Source organism: Micromonospora sp. A3M-1-15 (genome assembly GCF_024213425.1).
Taxonomy (GTDB): domain Bacteria; phylum Actinomycetota; class Actinomycetes; order Mycobacteriales; family Micromonosporaceae; genus Micromonospora; species Micromonospora chersina.
This window is the reverse complement of sequence record NZ_JANAVK010000002.1, coordinates 842,514-858,709: the sequence shown is the minus strand read 5'-3', so window position 1 is coordinate 858,709 and position 16,196 is coordinate 842,514. Positions and strand designations below refer to the sequence as shown.

15 protein-coding genes are annotated in these 16,196 nt (G+C 73.2%); 5 read left to right on the top strand and 10 right to left on the bottom strand.

From position 1 onward, the window contains the following. Positions 1-80: 80 nt before the first annotated feature. From NLX85_RS13820 to NLX85_RS13785, 8 genes are all read right to left on the bottom strand, one after another. Positions 81-752, bottom strand: a complete 672-nt coding sequence (locus NLX85_RS13820) for a BON domain-containing protein (protein ID WP_254335065.1) — start codon at positions 750-752, stop codon at positions 81-83. 134 nt (positions 753-886) lie between these two features. Beyond that, positions 887-2,389, bottom strand: coding sequence for a trypsin-like peptidase domain-containing protein (locus tag NLX85_RS13815; RefSeq protein ID WP_254335063.1), 1,503 nt, complete (start codon positions 2,387-2,389; stop codon positions 887-889). A 62-nt stretch (positions 2,390-2,451) separates the two neighbouring features. Further along, positions 2,452-3,999 carry a cell wall metabolism sensor histidine kinase WalK gene (locus NLX85_RS13810; RefSeq protein ID WP_254335061.1) on the bottom strand — a complete coding sequence of 516 codons (1,548 nt, stop codon included), beginning with the start codon at positions 3,997-3,999 and terminating at the stop codon, positions 2,452-2,454. Then, positions 3,996-4,697, bottom strand: coding sequence for a response regulator transcription factor (locus NLX85_RS13805; RefSeq protein WP_046571468.1), 702 nt, complete (start codon positions 4,695-4,697; stop codon positions 3,996-3,998). Before NLX85_RS13805 ends, NLX85_RS13810 begins: the two co-directional genes overlap by 4 nt. 74 nt (positions 4,698-4,771) lie before the next feature. Further along, entirely contained in the window at positions 4,772-5,398 is a 627-nt protein-coding gene (locus tag NLX85_RS13800) for a PadR family transcriptional regulator (RefSeq protein WP_254335060.1), read from the bottom strand. Next, positions 5,395-6,234, bottom strand: coding sequence for a DUF4097 family beta strand repeat-containing protein (locus NLX85_RS13795; protein WP_254335058.1), 840 nt, complete (start codon positions 6,232-6,234; stop codon positions 5,395-5,397). The genes NLX85_RS13800 and NLX85_RS13795 overlap by 4 nt, the downstream gene beginning before the upstream one ends. 110 nt (positions 6,235-6,344) lie before the next feature. Beyond that, a complete protein-coding gene (locus NLX85_RS13790; protein ID WP_254335057.1) occupies positions 6,345-7,259 on the bottom strand; it encodes a 1-acyl-sn-glycerol-3-phosphate acyltransferase in 915 nt (304 codons plus the stop codon). Continuing rightward, a complete protein-coding gene (locus NLX85_RS13785; protein WP_254335055.1) occupies positions 7,256-8,086 on the bottom strand; it encodes a GNAT family N-acetyltransferase in 831 nt (276 codons plus the stop codon). Before NLX85_RS13785 ends, NLX85_RS13790 begins: the two co-directional genes overlap by 4 nt. Before the next feature lie 177 nt (positions 8,087-8,263). Between NLX85_RS13785 and NLX85_RS13780 the strand changes: the two genes are divergently transcribed. From NLX85_RS13780 to NLX85_RS13760, 5 genes are all read left to right on the top strand, one after another. Then, complete coding sequence (locus NLX85_RS13780; protein ID WP_254335053.1) at positions 8,264-8,920, top strand: hypothetical protein; 657 nt, start codon at positions 8,264-8,266, stop codon at positions 8,918-8,920. A gap of 164 nt (positions 8,921-9,084) precedes the next feature. Continuing rightward, on the top strand, positions 9,085-10,023 hold the full coding sequence (locus NLX85_RS13775; RefSeq protein ID WP_254335051.1) for an ABC transporter ATP-binding protein: 939 nt from the start codon (positions 9,085-9,087) through the stop codon (positions 10,021-10,023). Then, positions 10,020-10,844, top strand: a complete 825-nt coding sequence (locus tag NLX85_RS13770) for an ABC transporter permease (RefSeq protein ID WP_148430295.1) — start codon at positions 10,020-10,022, stop codon at positions 10,842-10,844. The genes NLX85_RS13775 and NLX85_RS13770 overlap by 4 nt, the downstream gene beginning before the upstream one ends. A 255-nt stretch (positions 10,845-11,099) precedes the next feature. Then, complete coding sequence (locus NLX85_RS13765) at positions 11,100-14,831, top strand: multifunctional oxoglutarate decarboxylase/oxoglutarate dehydrogenase thiamine pyrophosphate-binding subunit/dihydrolipoyllysine-residue succinyltransferase subunit (RefSeq protein WP_254335049.1); 3,732 nt, start codon at positions 11,100-11,102, stop codon at positions 14,829-14,831. A gap of 90 nt (positions 14,832-14,921) precedes the next feature. Further along, entirely contained in the window at positions 14,922-15,101 is a 180-nt protein-coding gene (locus NLX85_RS13760; RefSeq protein WP_089009804.1) for a DUF6104 family protein, read from the top strand. A 63-nt stretch (positions 15,102-15,164) separates the two neighbouring features. On the opposite strand, the gene NLX85_RS13755 is transcribed toward NLX85_RS13760, so the two are convergent. Further along, on the bottom strand, positions 15,165-15,683 hold the full coding sequence (locus tag NLX85_RS13755; protein WP_254335047.1) for a TetR/AcrR family transcriptional regulator: 519 nt from the start codon (positions 15,681-15,683) through the stop codon (positions 15,165-15,167). Next, positions 15,680-16,105 carry a hypothetical protein gene (locus NLX85_RS13750; protein WP_254335045.1) on the bottom strand — a complete coding sequence of 142 codons (426 nt, stop codon included), beginning with the start codon at positions 16,103-16,105 and terminating at the stop codon, positions 15,680-15,682. Before NLX85_RS13750 ends, NLX85_RS13755 begins: the two co-directional genes overlap by 4 nt. Positions 16,106-16,196: the final 91 nt, after the last annotated feature.

Sequence of the window (16,196 nt, the reverse complement as noted above, 5' to 3'; positions counted from 1 at the left end):
CGGCCACGAGTCCTCCCCGATGGTCCCCGGCGTACCCAGTCGGCGGCGGTTTCCCGACGCGTCCGGCGGTAAACGGCGGCTCAGCCGGCCACCACGATGCGGTCGTGCACCTCCCGTACGCCGGGCGTGGCCCAGGCCGCCCGTTCCGCCTCCTCCCGCTGCCACCACGAGCGGACCACCCCGTCGAGCACCACCGTGTCCCCGCTGACCCGCACCTCGATGCGTTCGGTGCCGGTCCGCCGGAACAGCACGCGTTGCAGGTCGCGGCGGTTCTGCTCGTCGCTGGGCGGGGTGGGCGGGTGCACCTCGACAAGGTTCGTCACCCCGCGTACGCCGCGCAGCCGGCGCAGCTCCCGTTCGGCGGTGCGGCGCTGGAAGCCGAACTCCACCTCGCCGCGGAGCATCACCCAGCCGTCGGCGACGGTGACGTCGAGGCGCTCCGCGGGGACGAAGCTGTCCCACTCCAGCGCCCGGCTGGCCGCGATCGCGATGTCGGCGTCGGTGCGCGCCTCGGTGGCGGGCAGCTCGACCTCCAGGTCGCTGGCGACGGCACGGACGCCGCGGACCCGGTGCGCGCAGCGCTCGGCGGCCCAGCGCCGGGCGTAGCTGTCCACCTGGCCGGTGAGCGAGACCACGCCGTCGGCGACGGTCACCCCGATCTCGGTCGGCCGGGTCTGCGCGTCCCAGTCCAGCTCGGCGAGCACGTCCCGCTGGATGTCCTGGTCGGTACGGACGGCGGAGGTGGTCGTCATGCACCGAGGGTGCCGCCGGACGGGGTGAGACGGACTCACCCGGAGCGGGTGAGGACGCGAAAAAGGGCGGCGGGTGACGGAGCCAACCCCCTTGGCTCCGTCACCCGCCGCCCGTGGAGGAGGCAGGTCTGGCGTTATGACGTCTCGGCGAGCGTCACGGTTGCCGTCTGGGTCGAACCGTTCCGCTTGAACTGGACCTCGACGCGGTCCCCGACCTTGCCGGCCTGCACGGCGCCGACCAGGTCGTTGGAGTCGTTGATCACCTTGTCGCCGAACTTGGTGATGACGTCGCCCCGCTGGAGCCCGGCCTTCTCGGCGGCGCTGCCCGCGACCACGTCGGAGACCAGCGCGCCGCCGTCCTCCGCGCCGGCCACGCTGACCCCGAGGGACGGGTGGCTGATCTTCTCGCCGCGCTGGAGCTTCTCGGCGACGTCCTTGGCCTTGTTGCTCGGGATGGCGAAGCCGACCCCGATGTTGCCGTTGCTGCCCTGCCCGGCGGTGGCGATGGCCGTGTTGATGCCGATCACCTCGCCCCGGGTGTTGACCAGCGCGCCGCCGGAGTTGCCCGGGTTGATCGGGGCGTCGGTCTGGAGCAGGCCGGAGATCGAGCTGGCGCCCTGCTGCGGGTTCTGCTGCTGACCGCCCTCGCCGGCCTGGATGGTGCGGTCGCGGGCGCTGAGGATGCCGGCGGTGACCGAGCCCTGGAGGCCGAGCGGGCTGCCCAGGGCGAGCACCTGGTCGCCGACCTGCATGGCGTCGCTGTCGCCGAACTTGGCCGCCTTGAGGTTGCTCACCCCGCTGGCCTTGACCACGCCCAGGTCGGTCTTCGGGTCGGTGCCGACGATCTTCGCCTGGGCGGTCTTGCCGTCGGCGAAGACGACCTTCACGGTGTCGCCGCTGGCGGAGGCGACCACGTGGTTGTTGGTCAGCACGTACCCGTCGGCGCTGAGGATCACCCCGGAGCCCTCACCGCTGTCCGTCATGATCGTGACGATGCTGTCCTGGACGGCGGCCGCGATCTTCGGCAGGTCGGCGCTGTTCAGCACGGGCGCGGCCGAGTAGGTGCGGGTGACGGTCCGGTCGCCGTCGAGGGCGAGGGCGAGCGCGCCGCCGGCCACGCCGGAGCCGAGCATCAGGGCCAGCGCCAGCGCGCCAGCGCCGATGAACTTCCCGGCCCGGCTGGGCCGCGCCGGCTGCTGGGTGCCCCACGGCGGGACCGGCTGCCCGGCCTGGTGGACCTGGTGCGGCTGGTGCTGCGGGTACGGCTGCTGCGCCTGGTACGGCGGCATCTGGCCGCCGGCCTGCGACGGGTAGCCGCCGTGCTGCTGCGCCCAGGGGTTCTGCTGCTGTCCCCCGTACCAGTGGTGCGGCTGCTGCGGCTGCCCGGAGACCGGGTACGGCGCTGCCGCCGGCGGCGCGTACGGGCCGGCGGGCGCGGCCGGCGCCTCCGCCGGGGCGGTGGGAGCCGGGGTGGAGGTTCCGGCTGCCGGGGAGTCGGCCGGAACCGGCGCCACGGCCGGGGTGACGGTGGGGTCCGACTGCCCGCTCTCGGCGCGGGGCAGCTCGGCGGTCGGGTGCGACGGCTCGGCGTCGGCGGGGGCCGGCGACCGCTGCGGATCGGTCTCGTGGTCGGTCATGACTCCACCTTCTCCCCTGGCACTGCGACCAGCCTGGAACCGGCCTGAATGTTTTCTGAAAGTCACTCGCCGGGCTCGGGCGCCTCCGGCAGCAGCGGCAGCTTCACCCGGAAGGTGGCCCCGCCGCCCGGCGTCTCGACCACCTCGACGGTGCCGTGGTGCGCCGCCACCAGCGCGGCGACGATGGCCAGCCCCAGCCCGGTGCTGGTCGGTCCGCCCGCCCGCCGGGTACGCGCCGCGTCCACCCGGTAGAACCGCTCGAACACCCGCTCGGCCTGCTCCGGGGTGAGGCCGGGACCGGTGTCCGCCACCTCCGCCACGGCCAGGTTGCCCGGCTCCGCCCGCAGCCGCAGGGTCACCGCGGCGTCTGGCGGGGTGTGGGTGAGCGCGTTGGTCATCAGGTTGCCGATCACCTGGCGCAGCCGGGCGTCGTCGCCGAGCACCACCAGCGGACCGGCGCCCGGCTCGATCTCCAGCGTGATGGGCCGGTCCGGCTCCACGGCCCGGGCCGCCTGGACCGCGTCCGAGGCGAGCACCGGCAGCTCGACCGGGGCCAGCGCGATCGGCCGCTCCCGGTCCATCCGCGCCAGCAGCAGCAGGTCCTCGACCAGCAGCCCCATCCGGGACGCCTCGTCCTCGATCCGGCGCAGCAGGCCGGCGGTCTGCTCCGGCGCCCGGGCCGCGCCCTGCCGGTACAGCTCGGCGAAGCCCCGGATGGTGGTCAGCGGGGTGCGCAGCTCGTGCGAGGCGTCGGCGATGAACTGCCGCATCCGCTCCTCGGAGCGGCGGGCCCGCGCCTCGGACGCCTGGGCCGACGCGGCGGCGTCCCGGGCGCTCACCTCGGCGCTGCGCGCCGCCGCCTCGGAGGCGGCCCGCGCGGTGAACGCCGCCTCGATCTGGGCGAGCATGGCGTTGAGGGCCCGGGAGAGCCGGCCCAGCTCGGAGGTCGGGCAGGCCCGCCCCTCCTCGGGGTCGGGCACCCGCTGGGTCAGGTCACCGCCGGCGATGGCCGCCGCGGTCCGCTCGATCTCCACGAGGGGCTTGAGACTGGTACGCACGATGCCCGCACCGACCGAGGCCAGGATGATCAGCACCGCCCCACCGACCAGCAGGTCTATCCAGACCAGCTGCCGGACGGCCACGTCGATGTCGGTCATGTTCTGCCCGACGGCGATGAACTGGCCGTCCCCGACCTGCTTGATCACCACCCGCCAGCGCAGGTGCTTGTCGGCCGCGTCGGTGGTGAAGGCCCCCCGGTCGGCGTGCTGCTGGTACCAGGTGAGCTGGTCCAGGGAGCCGGGCAGGTCGTCGTCGGCCAGCGACTTGTCGTAGTAGAGCTTGCCGCCACTGGGGGTCGCGATGACCGCCATGTAGTCGCTGGGCAGGCTGTTGCCCGCGCTCGTGTCGGTCGGCGAGGTCTGCTCGACCCGGCTCAGGTAGGAGTTCAGCTCGTCGTCGACCCGGCCGACCAGGTAGCTGTGCAGGAAGAACGCGGTGAGGGAGCTGATCACCACGAGCGCCACGGCGACCAGCGCGAGCACCGAGGCGACCAGCTTCACGCGCAGCGGGACGCTGCGCAGCCAGCCCTTCGCGTCGTGGACGGCGTTCACGCCGCCGGCTTGCGCAGCACGTACCCGACCCCGCGCAGGGTGTGGATCAGCCGGGGCTGGGTGTTGTCGACCTTGCGCCGCAGGTAGGAGATGTAGGACTCGACGATGTTGTCGTCGCCGCGGAAGTCGTAGTTCCAGACGTGGTCGAGGATCTGCGCCTTGGACAGCACCCGGTTGGCGTTGAGCATCAGGTAGCGCAGCAGCTTGAACTCGGTAGGCGAGAGCTGCACCCGCTGGCCGGCGCGGTGCACCTCGTGGGTCTCCTCGTCCAGCTCCAGGTCGGCGAAGGTGAGCCGGGAGGGGGCGTGCTCACCGGTGGCGGTGCGCCGCAGCACGGCCCGGATCCGGGCGGTCAGCTCCTCCAGGCTGAACGGCTTGGTGACGTAGTCGTCCCCGCCCAGGGTGAGCCCGCGGATCTTGTCGTCGGTGGCGTCCCGGGCGGTCAGGAAGACCACCGGGGTGCGCGTGCCGCCCTCGCGGAGCATCCGGATGACCTCGAAGCCGTCGAGGTCGGGCAGCATCACGTCGAGCACGACCAGGTCGGGCCGGTGGTCCTTGGCGGCGTTGAGCGCCGCGCTGCCGCTGGTCGCGGTGGCGACGTCGAATCCGGCGAAGCGCAGGCTCGCGGAGAGCAGTTCGAGGATGTTGGGATCGTCCTCGACGACGAGCAGTCGGGCCTCGGTCTGGGTAGCCACCATGGCACCCATCATCCGCGCTTTCGCTGCGGCCGCGCTGGGTGGATCCTGGAAACAACCTGTGAGCCGCGGGGCGCCTAGCGGAGCAGCCGGCGCAGCCCGTCCAGCGCCCCGTCGAGCAGGCGGATGGCCGTACGGAGCTGGCTGTCGGTGAGCCGCCCGGCCCGCACCAAAGCGCCGACCTCGACGGTGAACGCGGCCAGCCGCTGGTCGAACTCGGCGAGCAGGGGCGACTCCGCGGTCGGGCCGGGAGCGCCGTTGCGCGGCGGCCGGGTGGTCGGCGGGGGCGGGGGCGCCCAGCGGGCCTGGCGGGTCTGCCGGGCCGCCTCGCGCAGCTCCCGCTTCAGGTCGCGCACCGAGCCGCGCACCTCGGTGCGGATCTCGCCGGCCAGCGCCGAGAGGTCCTCGACGGAGGCGGTGATGTCCGATTCCAGGGTGGCCAGCTCGTCGGCGCGCTGCCGCAGCTCGGCGCGGCCCGCGTCGGTGATCTCGTAGACCTTGCGGCCGCCGGCGGCGGTGTGGCTGACCAGCCCCTCCACCTCCAGCCGTTGCAGCCGGGGATAGATGGTGCCGGCGCTGGGCGCGTAGAGGCCGAGGAAGCGGTCCTCCAGCAGGCGGATCAGCTCGTAGCCGTGCTTCGGCCCGTCGTCGAGCAGCTTGAGCAGGTAGAGCCGGAGCCGCCCGTGACTGAACACGGCGGTCACGGCAGGTCCTCCACGTCGTCGGCGTCCTCGACGGGACGGGCGAGCAGCGCGATGCTGCCGGAGGTCGCGGACGCCCAGAGCTTACCCGCGCCCCCGCCGAGCACCCCGTGGCTGTCCTTCACCGCGCCGAACCCGTGCTGGCCACCGCAGACCTGCGGGAAGCCGCTGGTGATCCGGCCGGAGGTGGTGTGCAGGTGGACGGTGAGGTCGCTGTCCTCGCGGACCCGGACGGTGATGCTGCCGGAGATGGCGCTGAGCCGGATCTCGCTGCCGCGCGGGTTGTCCAGGTCGCAGGTGATCGACCCGGAGACCGCGTGGGCGCGCACCCGCTCGGGCGCGCTGTCCGCGAGGATCAGCTCGCCGGAGACGGTCTCCAGGTTGAGGTCGCCGCCGACGCCGAGCGCCTCGACCGGACCCGAGGTGACCTTTGCCGAGGTGCGACCGCGCAGGCCCATGAGGGTGACCTGGCCGGAGGTGACGTCGACCCGGGTGTCCCGGCGCAGGCCGGAGGCGACCAGCGAGCCGTCCACCAGTCGCAGGTCGGCGAGCACGTGGGCGGGCACGGCGATGGAGACCTCGGCCCGGTAGCGGCGGCCGAGCTGGCCGAGCCACCAGAGCACCCCCGGCCAGCGGGGCGGCCGCTCGTGGGCGACGCTGAGCCGGCCGTCGCGCAGCTCGACGATGACCGGCTGGCTGCTGACCCGGGTGACGTCCACCCGGGCCGGCCCGTCGGAGGCGACCACGTTGAGCCGGCCGCTGATGAGCCGCACGTCCAGCCGGGTGACCGGCTCGTCCAGGGTGATCCGTTGCGGACTGTCGACCTTCCAGTGGGTCATGGCGTCCTCCCCTCGGTGACACGCCGGTCGGCGGCGCGTCGAGTGATGGGAGGAGCATAACGCGATACATCGCGACTGAACAAGACTGTCGCGACTGTGTCGCGTTCGCGTCAGGCCACCAGGTCCAGTCCCACCTCCGCCCCCACCGGCAGCGGCGCCACCGGCCGGACGATCCGCACGCCGGTCGTCGCCCGGCGCCGGACCGGCGCGCCGACCGGCGCCGGCTGGATCGACGACTCGGCCGCCCGGGCCAGCGCCCGCCGGTCCGCCCCGCCGGCCGGGTGCAGCGCGGCGGCCACCGTCACGGCCGCCGTCAGGTCCCGGGCGGCCAGCACCCGGCGGACCGACTCCCAGAGCGTCTCCTCGCCGAGGAACGCCGGCAGCGTGCTGGGGTGGCCCGCGTACCGGTAGCCGAGCCCGAGCGGGACGACCGGCGCGCCGGCGTCCACCGCGGCCTGGAAGACGGCCGGCCGGAAGCCCCGGCCGGGCCGGCAGCCGGCCGCCTCGCCGCACCAGGTCGTGCCCTCCGGGAACACCGCCACGGAGTGCCCGGCGCGCAACGCACCGGCCACCCGGCCGACGGTGGCCGGCAGGTCGCGCGGCCGCGACCGGTCCACGAAGACCGTGCCGGCCGCGGCGGCCAGCGCGCCCACCACCGGCCAGTCGCGGACCTCCCGCTTGGCCAGCATCCGGGCCGGGGCGACCGCGAGCACCGCGAGGATGTCCAGCCAGGAGACGTGGTTGGCGACCAGCAGCGCCCGCCCGCGCGGCAGCCGGCCCCGCACCACCAGCCGCACGCCGAGGGCGCGCAGCGTCCACCGGGCCCAGCCACGCAGCGCGGCCCGCCGGCGCCCTGACCGCAGCAGCGGCAGCAGCGCGGCCAGGCCGACCCCGGCCAGCAGCATTCCGAGTACGCCGAGCAGCCGCCCCGCCCGGCGCGGCAGCGACACGTCCGGCGCGGTGGCCGCCGGCAGGCAGCCCGGCCCGCAGCCCGACGCGGGGCGCCACAACCCGTCGCCGGTCACGCCGCCGCCTCACCCAGGAAGTGCCGCAGGTAGCGCGGGTTCATCCGGTCCAGCGAGAACAGCACGTAGAAGTCGGCGCAGTCGAAGTCCGGGTCGTACGCCGGCTCCCCGCAGACCCAGGCACCGAGCCGCAGGTAGCCGCGGAGCAGCGGCGGGACCAGCGCGCGGCGCCCGGCGGGCGACAACTCCAGCTCGGCGCGTCTGTCGCCGCGCCCCGACCTGGAGCCGTCGGGCGACAACTCCGGGCCGGCGGGGGCCGGGGCCTCGGCGAACCAGGGGCGGCGGGGGGTCACCCGCAGCGGCGGCGGGGCCAGGTGACGGGCGGTGACCTGGGACCAGACCTCGGCGGCGGCGGCCCCGCCGTCGGCCACCGGCACCGAGGCGCAGCCGCCCAGCCAGCGGGAGCCGCGCAGGTGCAGGTACCGGGTGATCCCGGCCCACATCAGGTTGATCACGGCGCCGGAGCGGTGGTCCGGGTGCACGCAGGACCGGCCCGCCTCGACCAGGTCGTCGCGGAGCGGGGCCAGCGGGGCCAGGTCGAACTCGCCGTCGGCGTACCGGCGGGCGGTGCGTCCGGGCGGCAGCAGCCGGTAGGTGCCGACCACCTCGTCGGTGCCCTCCCGCAGCACGACCAGGTGGTCGCAGTGGGCGTCGAACTCGTCGGTGTCGAGCCCGGCGGCCCCCGGGTGCAGGGTGGCGCCGAGTTCGCTGGCGAACACCTCGTGACGCAGGCGTTGCGCGGCCGCGACCAGGATCGGGTCGTCGGCGATCAGCAGGGTGTATCCGCTGGTCGTGAGGGGTGCGCCAGCGGCGTGCAGAACGGCCATGGGTATCTGTGTAAGGGGTCCGGGTTGCCGGCCCCGGGGATGAGGGGTGTCGATCCGGTGAACGGCGGCCGGCGCGCCGGCACACCCCCTCACCTGTGGCGGGCCGGAGCCCGCGTGCGAGGCTGCCCGGGCGGACGCCGGCGACGAGGCCGGTGGTCGGAGCCCCGGAGGTGCCACATGATCATCGAGTCCCGCTTCCACGGCCCGGACGGCTCGGGCAACGGCGGCTGGAGCGCCGGGATCTTCGCCGCCGCGGTGGACGATCGGGGCCCGGTGGAGGTCACCCTGCGCAAGCCGCCCCCGCTGGAGACCCCGCTGACCGCCGTCGACGGCGAGATCCGCGACCCGGACGGCCAGGTGATCGCCCAGGTACGTCGGGTCGAGCCGGTCGACGCCGTGGTGCCGCCGGTGGACCGGCCGACGGCCGAGGCCGCCGCGAAGGCGTACCCGGGTCTGGTGGACCATCCCTTCCCGGGCTGCTACGTCTGCGGGCCGGCGAACCCGGCCGGGCTGCGGATTTTCCCGGGCCGGCTGCCCGACGGGCGGACCGCCGCGCCGTTCCGCGCCCCGGCCGAGGTGGTACCGGCGACGGTCTGGGCGGCGCTGGACTGCCCCGGCGGCTGGGCGGTGATCGCGCCCGGTCGCCCGTACGTGCTGGGCCGGATCGCCGCGCAGGTCACGGCGCTGCCGCGCCCCGGCGACGAGTGCGTGGTGACCGGGGCCATGGTGGGCGGCTCGGGACGCAAGGCCGAGGTGCACTCCAGCCTCTACGGGCCGGACGGGGCGCTGCTCGGGCAGGCCCGGGCCACCTGGATCGCGCTGCCGCCGGCCTGACCTCTCCTCCCTGGGGATGATCCGCTCCTGCCCCCGGGGGAGGAGGGCGTACGCATCCCGCCTGATTGACCCCCTTGCACCGGGTTGGAAGGCTGTGCTCGGCGCCCCGCAACGGCGTCCCCACCGGCGTGCCCCGAAGCCCGCCGTGGCAGGAGAGGAGAACGATGTCCGACGGGCAGACAAGCCCCAACGCCGGGACCGGCCAGATCGTGGTGTCCGGACTGACGAAGGAATACAAGAACGTCCGGGCGGTGGACAACCTGTCCTTCACCGTCCAGCCGGGGCGGGTCACCGGTTTCCTCGGCCCGAACGGCGCTGGTAAGACGACCACCCTGCGCATGCTGCTCAACCTGGTCACCCCGACCGCGGGCGAGGCCACCATCGGCGGCCACCGGTACGCCGACCTGGCCGACCCGCTGCGCACGGTGGGCGCGGTGCTGGAGGCGTCCAGCGCGCACAAGGGCCGCACCGGGATCAACCACCTGCGGGTGATCTGCGCGGCGGCGGGCCTGCCCCGCCAGCGGGCCGACGAGGCGCTCGCCCTGGTCGGGCTCACCCCGGCCGCGAAGCGCAAGTTCAAGGGCTACTCGCTGGGCATGAAGCAGCGGCTCGGGATCGCCGCCGCGATGCTCGGCGACCCGCGGGTGCTGATCCTCGACGAGCCGGCGAACGGCCTGGACCCGGAGGGGATCCGCTGGATGCGCGGCTTCCTCAAGGGGCTGGCCGCCGAGGGGCGCACGGTGCTGGTCTCCAGCCACCTGCTCTCCGAGATGCAGTTGCTCGCCGACGACGTGGTGATCATCGCGGCCGGCAAGCTGGTCCGGCAGGGGCCGGTCGAGCAGGTGATGGGCTCGATGACGCACGGCGCCCGGGTCCGGGTGCGCACGCCGCAGGCCGACGAGCTGGTGGCGGCGCTGCGCGAGCAGTCGGCCACGGTGGACGCGGACGGGCACGGCGCGCTGCTGGTGGCCGGGGTGGACGCGCCGACGGTCGGCCGGGTGGCGCTCGCCGCCAAGGTGGAGCTGCACGAGCTGACCACCGAACGCCCCGACCTGGAAGGTGTCTTCCTGGAGCTGACGGCCGGAAAGGCGGAGATCCGATGAACCTGGTCCGATCCGAGCTACTCAAGATCCGTACCACCAACACCTGGTGGGTCTTCGCGCTCATCACCGTGCCGCTGTGGGGCCTCGCGCTGCTCTTCAACTGGTTGCAGACGGAGGCCCTGACCAGCGGGAACATGGGCGAGGTGCCGGCCGACCAGGCGGACCAGGTGCAGGCCGTCTCCAGCGCCGACAGCCTGGCCGCCAACCTCTACACCAACGGCCAGTTCTTCGGGCTCCTCATCGTCATGCTGCTCGGCATCGTGGTGGTGACGAGCGAGTTCTTCCACCAGACGGTGACCACCACGTTCCTCACGGCGCCGCACCGCACCGCCGTGATGGTGGCCAAGCTGGTCGCCGCCGGCACGCTGGCACTGCTCTTCTGGGTGGGCACCACGCTGCTGAACCTGGTCTTCGCGCCGCTGATCCTGAGCGCCACGGACGTCGGCGCCCAGCTCGGCAGCGGGGCGGTCTGGCGGGCCGTGGCCCTCAACGGGCTGGCCTACCTGCTCTGGTCGGTGCTGGGCGTCGGGCTCGGCGTGCTGATCCGCAGCCAGATCGGCGCCACGGTGACCGGCATCCTGCTCTACCTGGGCGGCGCCATCGGCGCGGCCATCGCGATCGGCCTGCTGGCCGCGAAGTTCGGCGACTGGATCAACCAGCTCCAGCTCCTCGTGCCGTCGCTGGCGTCGTCGCTGATGGTCAGCGGCGCCGACATCCCCGGCAACCCGCCGCGCTGGGCGGGAGCGGCGGTGCTGATCGGGTACGCCGTGGTGGCCGGAGTGATCGGCGTGCTGACCATCCGGCGTCGCGACATCTCCTGAGTTCGATTCCGACCAGGCCCCGGCCGGTGACCGCGCGTCACCGGCCGGGGCCGTCGTCGCCTACCAGGAGTCGACGGACCACGCAGCGTTTGCCGAACTTCTGGCATCTTCTGTGAAACGGACCACCAGCCGGAGGCGAGAATGCCTGCGCCGATCGCACGGCGTAGCCTGGGACCCGTCTCCCGCGCGTCTCGAAACGGGCACGGGAGCCACCGCGTGACATTCACAACCGCGTGAAAGAGGCGATTAGCGGCCGTGTCGACCCAGCAGACTTCGCAGGAGAACCCACTGGCGGGTTTCGGCCCGAACGAGTGGATCGTCGAGGAGATGTACCAGCGCTACCTCGCCGACCCCTCGAGCGTCGACTCGGCATGGCACGACTTCTTCGCCGACTACCGGCCGGCGCCGGGGGCCGCCACCCCGCGCCCCGAGGCCAAGCCCGCCCCGGCTGACGCCCGCCCCGAGCCGGCCGAGCAGCAGGAGGCCGTCGCCACGGTCAGCCAGCAGCCCGCCGCCAAGCCCGCGCCCGCCCCGGCGAAGCCCGCCGCCAAGCCGGCGGCGAAGGCCCCGGAGCCGGCTCCCGCGAAGAAGGCCGCCCCGGCCAAGCCGGCCGCCAAGGCGCCGGCCGCGAGCGCCGCCGGCACCACCCCGCTGCGCGGGGTCGCCGCCAAGATCGTCCAGAACATGGACGCCTCGCTCGCCGTGCCGACCGCCACCAGCGTCCGCGCCGTGCCGGCGAAGCTGCTGGTGGACAACCGCATCGTGATCAACAACCACCTGGCCCGCGGTCGCGGCGGCAAGGTGAGCTTCACCCACCTGATCGGCTACGCGATGGTCCGGGCGCTGGTCGAGCACCCGGAGATGAACAACTCCTTCGCCGAGGTCGACGGCAAGCCGGCGATGGTCCGCCCGGAGCACGTCAACCTGGGCATCGCCATCGACCTGGCCAAGCCGGACGGCTCCCGCAACCTGGTGGTGCCCTCCATCAAGGGCTGCGAGCAGATGGACTTCCGGCAGTTCTGGCAGGCGTACGAGGACGTGGTCCGGCGCGCCCGCCGCAACGAACTGACCATGGACGACTATGCCGGCACCACGATCTCGCTGACCAACCCGGGCGGCATCGGCACGGTCCACTCGATCCCGCGCCTCATGCAGGGCCAGAGCGCCATCGTCGGCGTGGGCGCCATGGAGTACCCGGCGCCGTACCAGGGCATGAGCGAGGCGACCCTGGCCGAGCTGGCGGTCAGCAAGATCATCACGCTGACCAGCACGTACGACCACCGGATCATCCAGGGCGCCCAGTCCGGCGAGTTCCTCAAGGTGATGCACGAGCTGCTGCTCGGCGAGCGCGGCTTCTACGACCAGATCTTCACCTCGCTGCGCATCCCCTACGAGCCGGTGCGCTGGGTGCGCGACGTGGCGGTCGACTCCGAGGGCCAGATCAACAAGACCGCCCGGGTGCACGAGCTGATCCACGCGTACCGGGTGCGCGGCCACCTCATGGCCGACACCGACCCGCTCGAGTTCAAAATCCGCAAGCACCCCGACCTGGACGTCCTCCAGCACGGGCTGACCCTGTGGGACCTGGACCGGGTCTTCCCGGTCAACGGCTTCGCCGGCAAGCAGCGGATGAAGCTGCGCGAGATCCTCGGCGTGCTGCGCGACTCCTACTGCCGCCGCGTCGGCATCGAGTACATGCACATCCAGGACCCGGAGGAGCGGCGCTGGATCCAGGAGCGGATCGAGCGCCGTTACGAGAAGCCCGGCGCCGACGAGCAGAAGCACGTGCTCAACCGGCTCAACGCCGCCGAGGCCTTCGAGACCTTCCTGCAGACCAAGTACGTCGGCCAGAAGCGCTTCTCGCTGGAGGGCGGCGAGTCGCTGATCCCGCTGCTCGGCGAGGTCCTGGAGTGCTCGGCCGAGGGCGGGCTCGACGAGGTCGTCATCGGCATGGCCCACCGCGGCCGGCTCAACGTGCTGGCCAACATCGTCGGCAAGCCGTACGAGAAGATCTTCTCCGAGTTCGAGGGGCACCTCGACCCGCGCTCCACGCAGGGCTCGGGCGACGTGAAGTACCACCTCGGCCAGAACGGCAAGTTCACCACCCCGGACGGCGCGCACGCCGTCAAGGTGTCGGTGGTGGCGAACCCGTCGCACCTGGAGGCCGTGGACCCGGTGCTGGAGGGCATCGTCCGGGCCAAGCAGGACCGCATCGACCTCAAGCTGGAGGGCTACACCGTGCTGCCGCTGGCGGTGCACGGTGACGCCGCCTTCGCCGGCCAGGGCGTGGTCGCCGAGACCCTCAACCTGTCCCAGCTGCGCGGCTACCGCACCGGCGGCACCGTGCACGTGGTGGTCAACAACCAGGTCGGCTTCACCACCGCCCCGGAATACAGCCGGTCCAGCCTCTACAGCACCGACGTGGCCCGGATGATCCAGGCGCCGATCTTCCACGTCAACGGCGACGACCCCGAGGCCGTCGTCCGCGTGGCCCGGCTCGCCTTCGAGTACCGGCAGGCGTTCAACAAGGACGTCGTGATCGACATGGTCTGCTACCGCCGGCGCGGCCACAACGAGGGCGACGACCCGTCGATGTCCAACCCTCAGATGTACAAGATCATCGACTCGAAGCGGTCGGTCCGGAAGCTCTACACCGAGGAGCTGATCGGGCGGGGTGACATCACCGTGGAGGACGCGGAGGAGCTGCTGCGCGACTACCAGTCGCAGCTGGAGCGGGTCTTCAAGGCCACCCGGGACGCCGCCACCACGCCGCGCCAGCTCAGCCGGCCGCGCCGCGAGGACGAGCCGGAGCCGCAGGTCGACACCGCCACCGACACCGCCGTGGTCAAGGCGATCGGCGAGGCGCACGTCAACCTGCCGGAGGGCTTCACCCCGCACAAGCGGATCCAGCAGCTGCTGGAGCGGCGGCGCAAGATGTCCGTCGAGGGCGGCATCGACTGGGGCTTCGGCGAGATCATCGCGTTCGGGGCGCTGCTGCACGACGGGGTCACCGTCCGGCTCGCCGGGCAGGACTCCCGCCGCGGCACCTTCGTCCAGCGGCACGCGTCGGTGGTCGACGCGAAGACCGGCGACGACTACCTGCCGCTGAAGTCGCTCACCGCCGACGGCGAGCGGTCCCGCTTCTTCGTGCACGACTCGCTGCTGTCGGAATACGCGGCCATGGGCTTCGAGTACGGCTACTCCGTGGAGAACGTCAACGCGCTGGTCGCCTGGGAGGCCCAGTTCGGTGACTTCGTCAACGGCGCCCAGTCGGTCATCGACGAGTTCATCTCCTCCGGCGAGGTGAAGTGGGGCCAGCGCTCCGCCGTCACCCTGCTGCTGCCGCACGGCCACGAGGGCCAGGGCCCGGACCACACCTCCGGCCGCCCGGAGCGGTTCCTCCAGCTCTGCGCCGAGGACAACATGCGGGTGGCCATCCCGACCACCCCGGCGAGCTACTTCCACCTGCTGCGCCGCCAGGCCCTGTCGCCCAAGCGCAAGCCGCTCGTGGTGTTCACCCCGAAGTCGCTGCTGCGGCACAAGCTCTGCATCTCGCAGGTGGAGGACTTCACCACGGGCACCTTCCAGCCGGTGCTGGCCGACACCGCCGCACCGGCGCCGGAGCAGGTGAAGCGGGTGCTGCTCTGCTCGGGCAAGGTCTACTACGACCTGTTCCAGGCCCGGCAGGAGCGGGGCGTCACCGACACCGTGATCCTCCGCATGGAGCAGCTCTACCCGCTGCCCGTCGAGGAGGTCCGGGCCGCCCTGTCGCAGTACCCGAACGCCGAGGACTTCGCCTGGGTCCAGGAGGAGCCGGCCAACCAGGGCGCCTGGTCGTTCGTCGCGCTCAACCTGCTGGAGCACCTGCCCGAGGTCCGGCTGCGCCGCATCTCCCGCCCCGCCGCCGCCGCCCCGGCGGTCGGCTCGGCGAAGATGCACGAGGTCGAGCAGAACGCCCTGATCGAGGCGGCCCTCCCCCGCCCGTGACCTGACCGCACCGCCGGCACGAGGGGCAGCGACCGTACGACGGCCGCTGCCCCTCCCGCGTGGCGGTCCTTCTCCGCCGAGAGGACGCAGATGTACTTCACCGACCGTGGCATCGAGGAACTGGTCGAGCGCCGGGGCGACGAGCAGGTCAGCCTGGAGTGGCTGGGCGAGCGGCTGCGCGACTTCGTGGACCTGAACCCCGAGTTCGAGACCCCGATCGAGCGGTTCGCCACCTGGCTGGCCCGGCTCGACGACGAGGACGACGAGTGACGGTCTGACCTTCCCTCCCGCCGGTGGGCGATGACCACGCTCGTCCGCCACCCGGCCGGATGGTCAGCCCGTCGCGCCCGGCCCGGGCCTGGCGGCGACCCGCTCGGCCATCGCGTGTGCCCACACCGCGTCGAGGTCCGCCCCGGGCGGGAACCGGCCGGCCAGTTCCAGGTCGACCAGCCCGTGTGCCAGGCCCCAGAGCGCGCGTGCCGCGGTCAGGTCACCCCCGGTCACCCGGAGCAACGGCGCGGCGGCGGCCGCCTCCACGCCGGGTGCCAGGCGTTCGCGCGCCAGCGGCAGCCGGGTGGCGATCTCGTACAGCCGGGGATGCCGGAGCGCCCAGGCACGGTACGCGGCGGCGAGGGACGGCAGGTCGGGCGCCGCCTCCAGGGCCGCGGCGAGCCGCTGCAGTGCCCGCTGCTGCAGGGCGGCCTCGATCTCGGGCTTACCCGCGACGTGCTTGTACAACGACGGGGCCTGGATGCCCAGTTCGTCGGCGAGCCGGCGCATCGTGACGGCCCCTGGCCCGGCGCGCTCCAGCAGGCGTTCGGCCACGTCGACGATCTCCTCGCGGCGGGTCACCCGCGCGGCTCCGCCACCCAGCCGCGGCAGAGCACGAGCGCCAGGACGAGCAGCATCGACAGGGCGCCGTCGAAGACCAGGACGGTGCCGGTCCCCTCGATCGCGGCGTCCCGGCTGTAGGCCAGCGCGGTCACCGTCATGGCCACCTTGTGGAAGATCACCAGCGCCCACACCGCCCGGTGACCCCGTGGACGCACGGCCAGCAGGGCGAAGAGCCCGGCGAAGACCACGAAGCCGTACGCCCGCCACGTCTCGACCACCTTGACGGCCGGCTCCGCGTCGGCGACCGCGCCGTACGCCCCCAGTGCCGCCGCCACCGCGCCGATCGCCGCCAGCCAGAGCAGCACTCGGCCGATCCGGTCCCGGACGCCCCCGCCGTCGGTCGTCGCCGGTCGGGTCTCCACGGTCGTCGCTGCGGTCATCACGGCACGCCCTCTCTTGGCTAACGCTGTTAGCTCAGACGTTAGCTAACGGTGTTAGCCGGGTCAAGCGGCAACCCGGCGACCCTCGGGC

Coding starts and splice junctions, on each gene's coding strand:
- NLX85_RS13750 (WP_254335045.1), bottom strand. CDS start 16,105: ATGACCGCAGCGACGACCGTGGAGACCCGACCGGCGACGACCGACGGC.
- NLX85_RS13785 (WP_254335055.1), bottom strand. CDS start 8,086: ATGGCCGTTCTGCACGCCGCTGGCGCACCCCTCACGACCAGCGGATAC.
- NLX85_RS13815 (WP_254335063.1), bottom strand. CDS start 2,389: ATGACCGACCACGAGACCGATCCGCAGCGGTCGCCGGCCCCCGCCGAC.
- NLX85_RS13775 (WP_254335051.1), top strand. CDS start 9,085: ATGTCCGACGGGCAGACAAGCCCCAACGCCGGGACCGGCCAGATCGTG.
- NLX85_RS13820 (WP_254335065.1), bottom strand. CDS start 752: ATGACGACCACCTCCGCCGTCCGTACCGACCAGGACATCCAGCGGGAC.
- NLX85_RS13795 (WP_254335058.1), bottom strand. CDS start 6,234: ATGACCCACTGGAAGGTCGACAGTCCGCAACGGATCACCCTGGACGAG.
- NLX85_RS13760 (WP_089009804.1), top strand. CDS start 14,922: ATGTACTTCACCGACCGTGGCATCGAGGAACTGGTCGAGCGCCGGGGC.
- NLX85_RS13770 (WP_148430295.1), top strand. CDS start 10,020: ATGAACCTGGTCCGATCCGAGCTACTCAAGATCCGTACCACCAACACC.
- NLX85_RS13780 (WP_254335053.1), top strand. CDS start 8,264: ATGATCATCGAGTCCCGCTTCCACGGCCCGGACGGCTCGGGCAACGGC.
- NLX85_RS13805 (WP_046571468.1), bottom strand. CDS start 4,697: ATGGTGGCTACCCAGACCGAGGCCCGACTGCTCGTCGTCGAGGACGAT.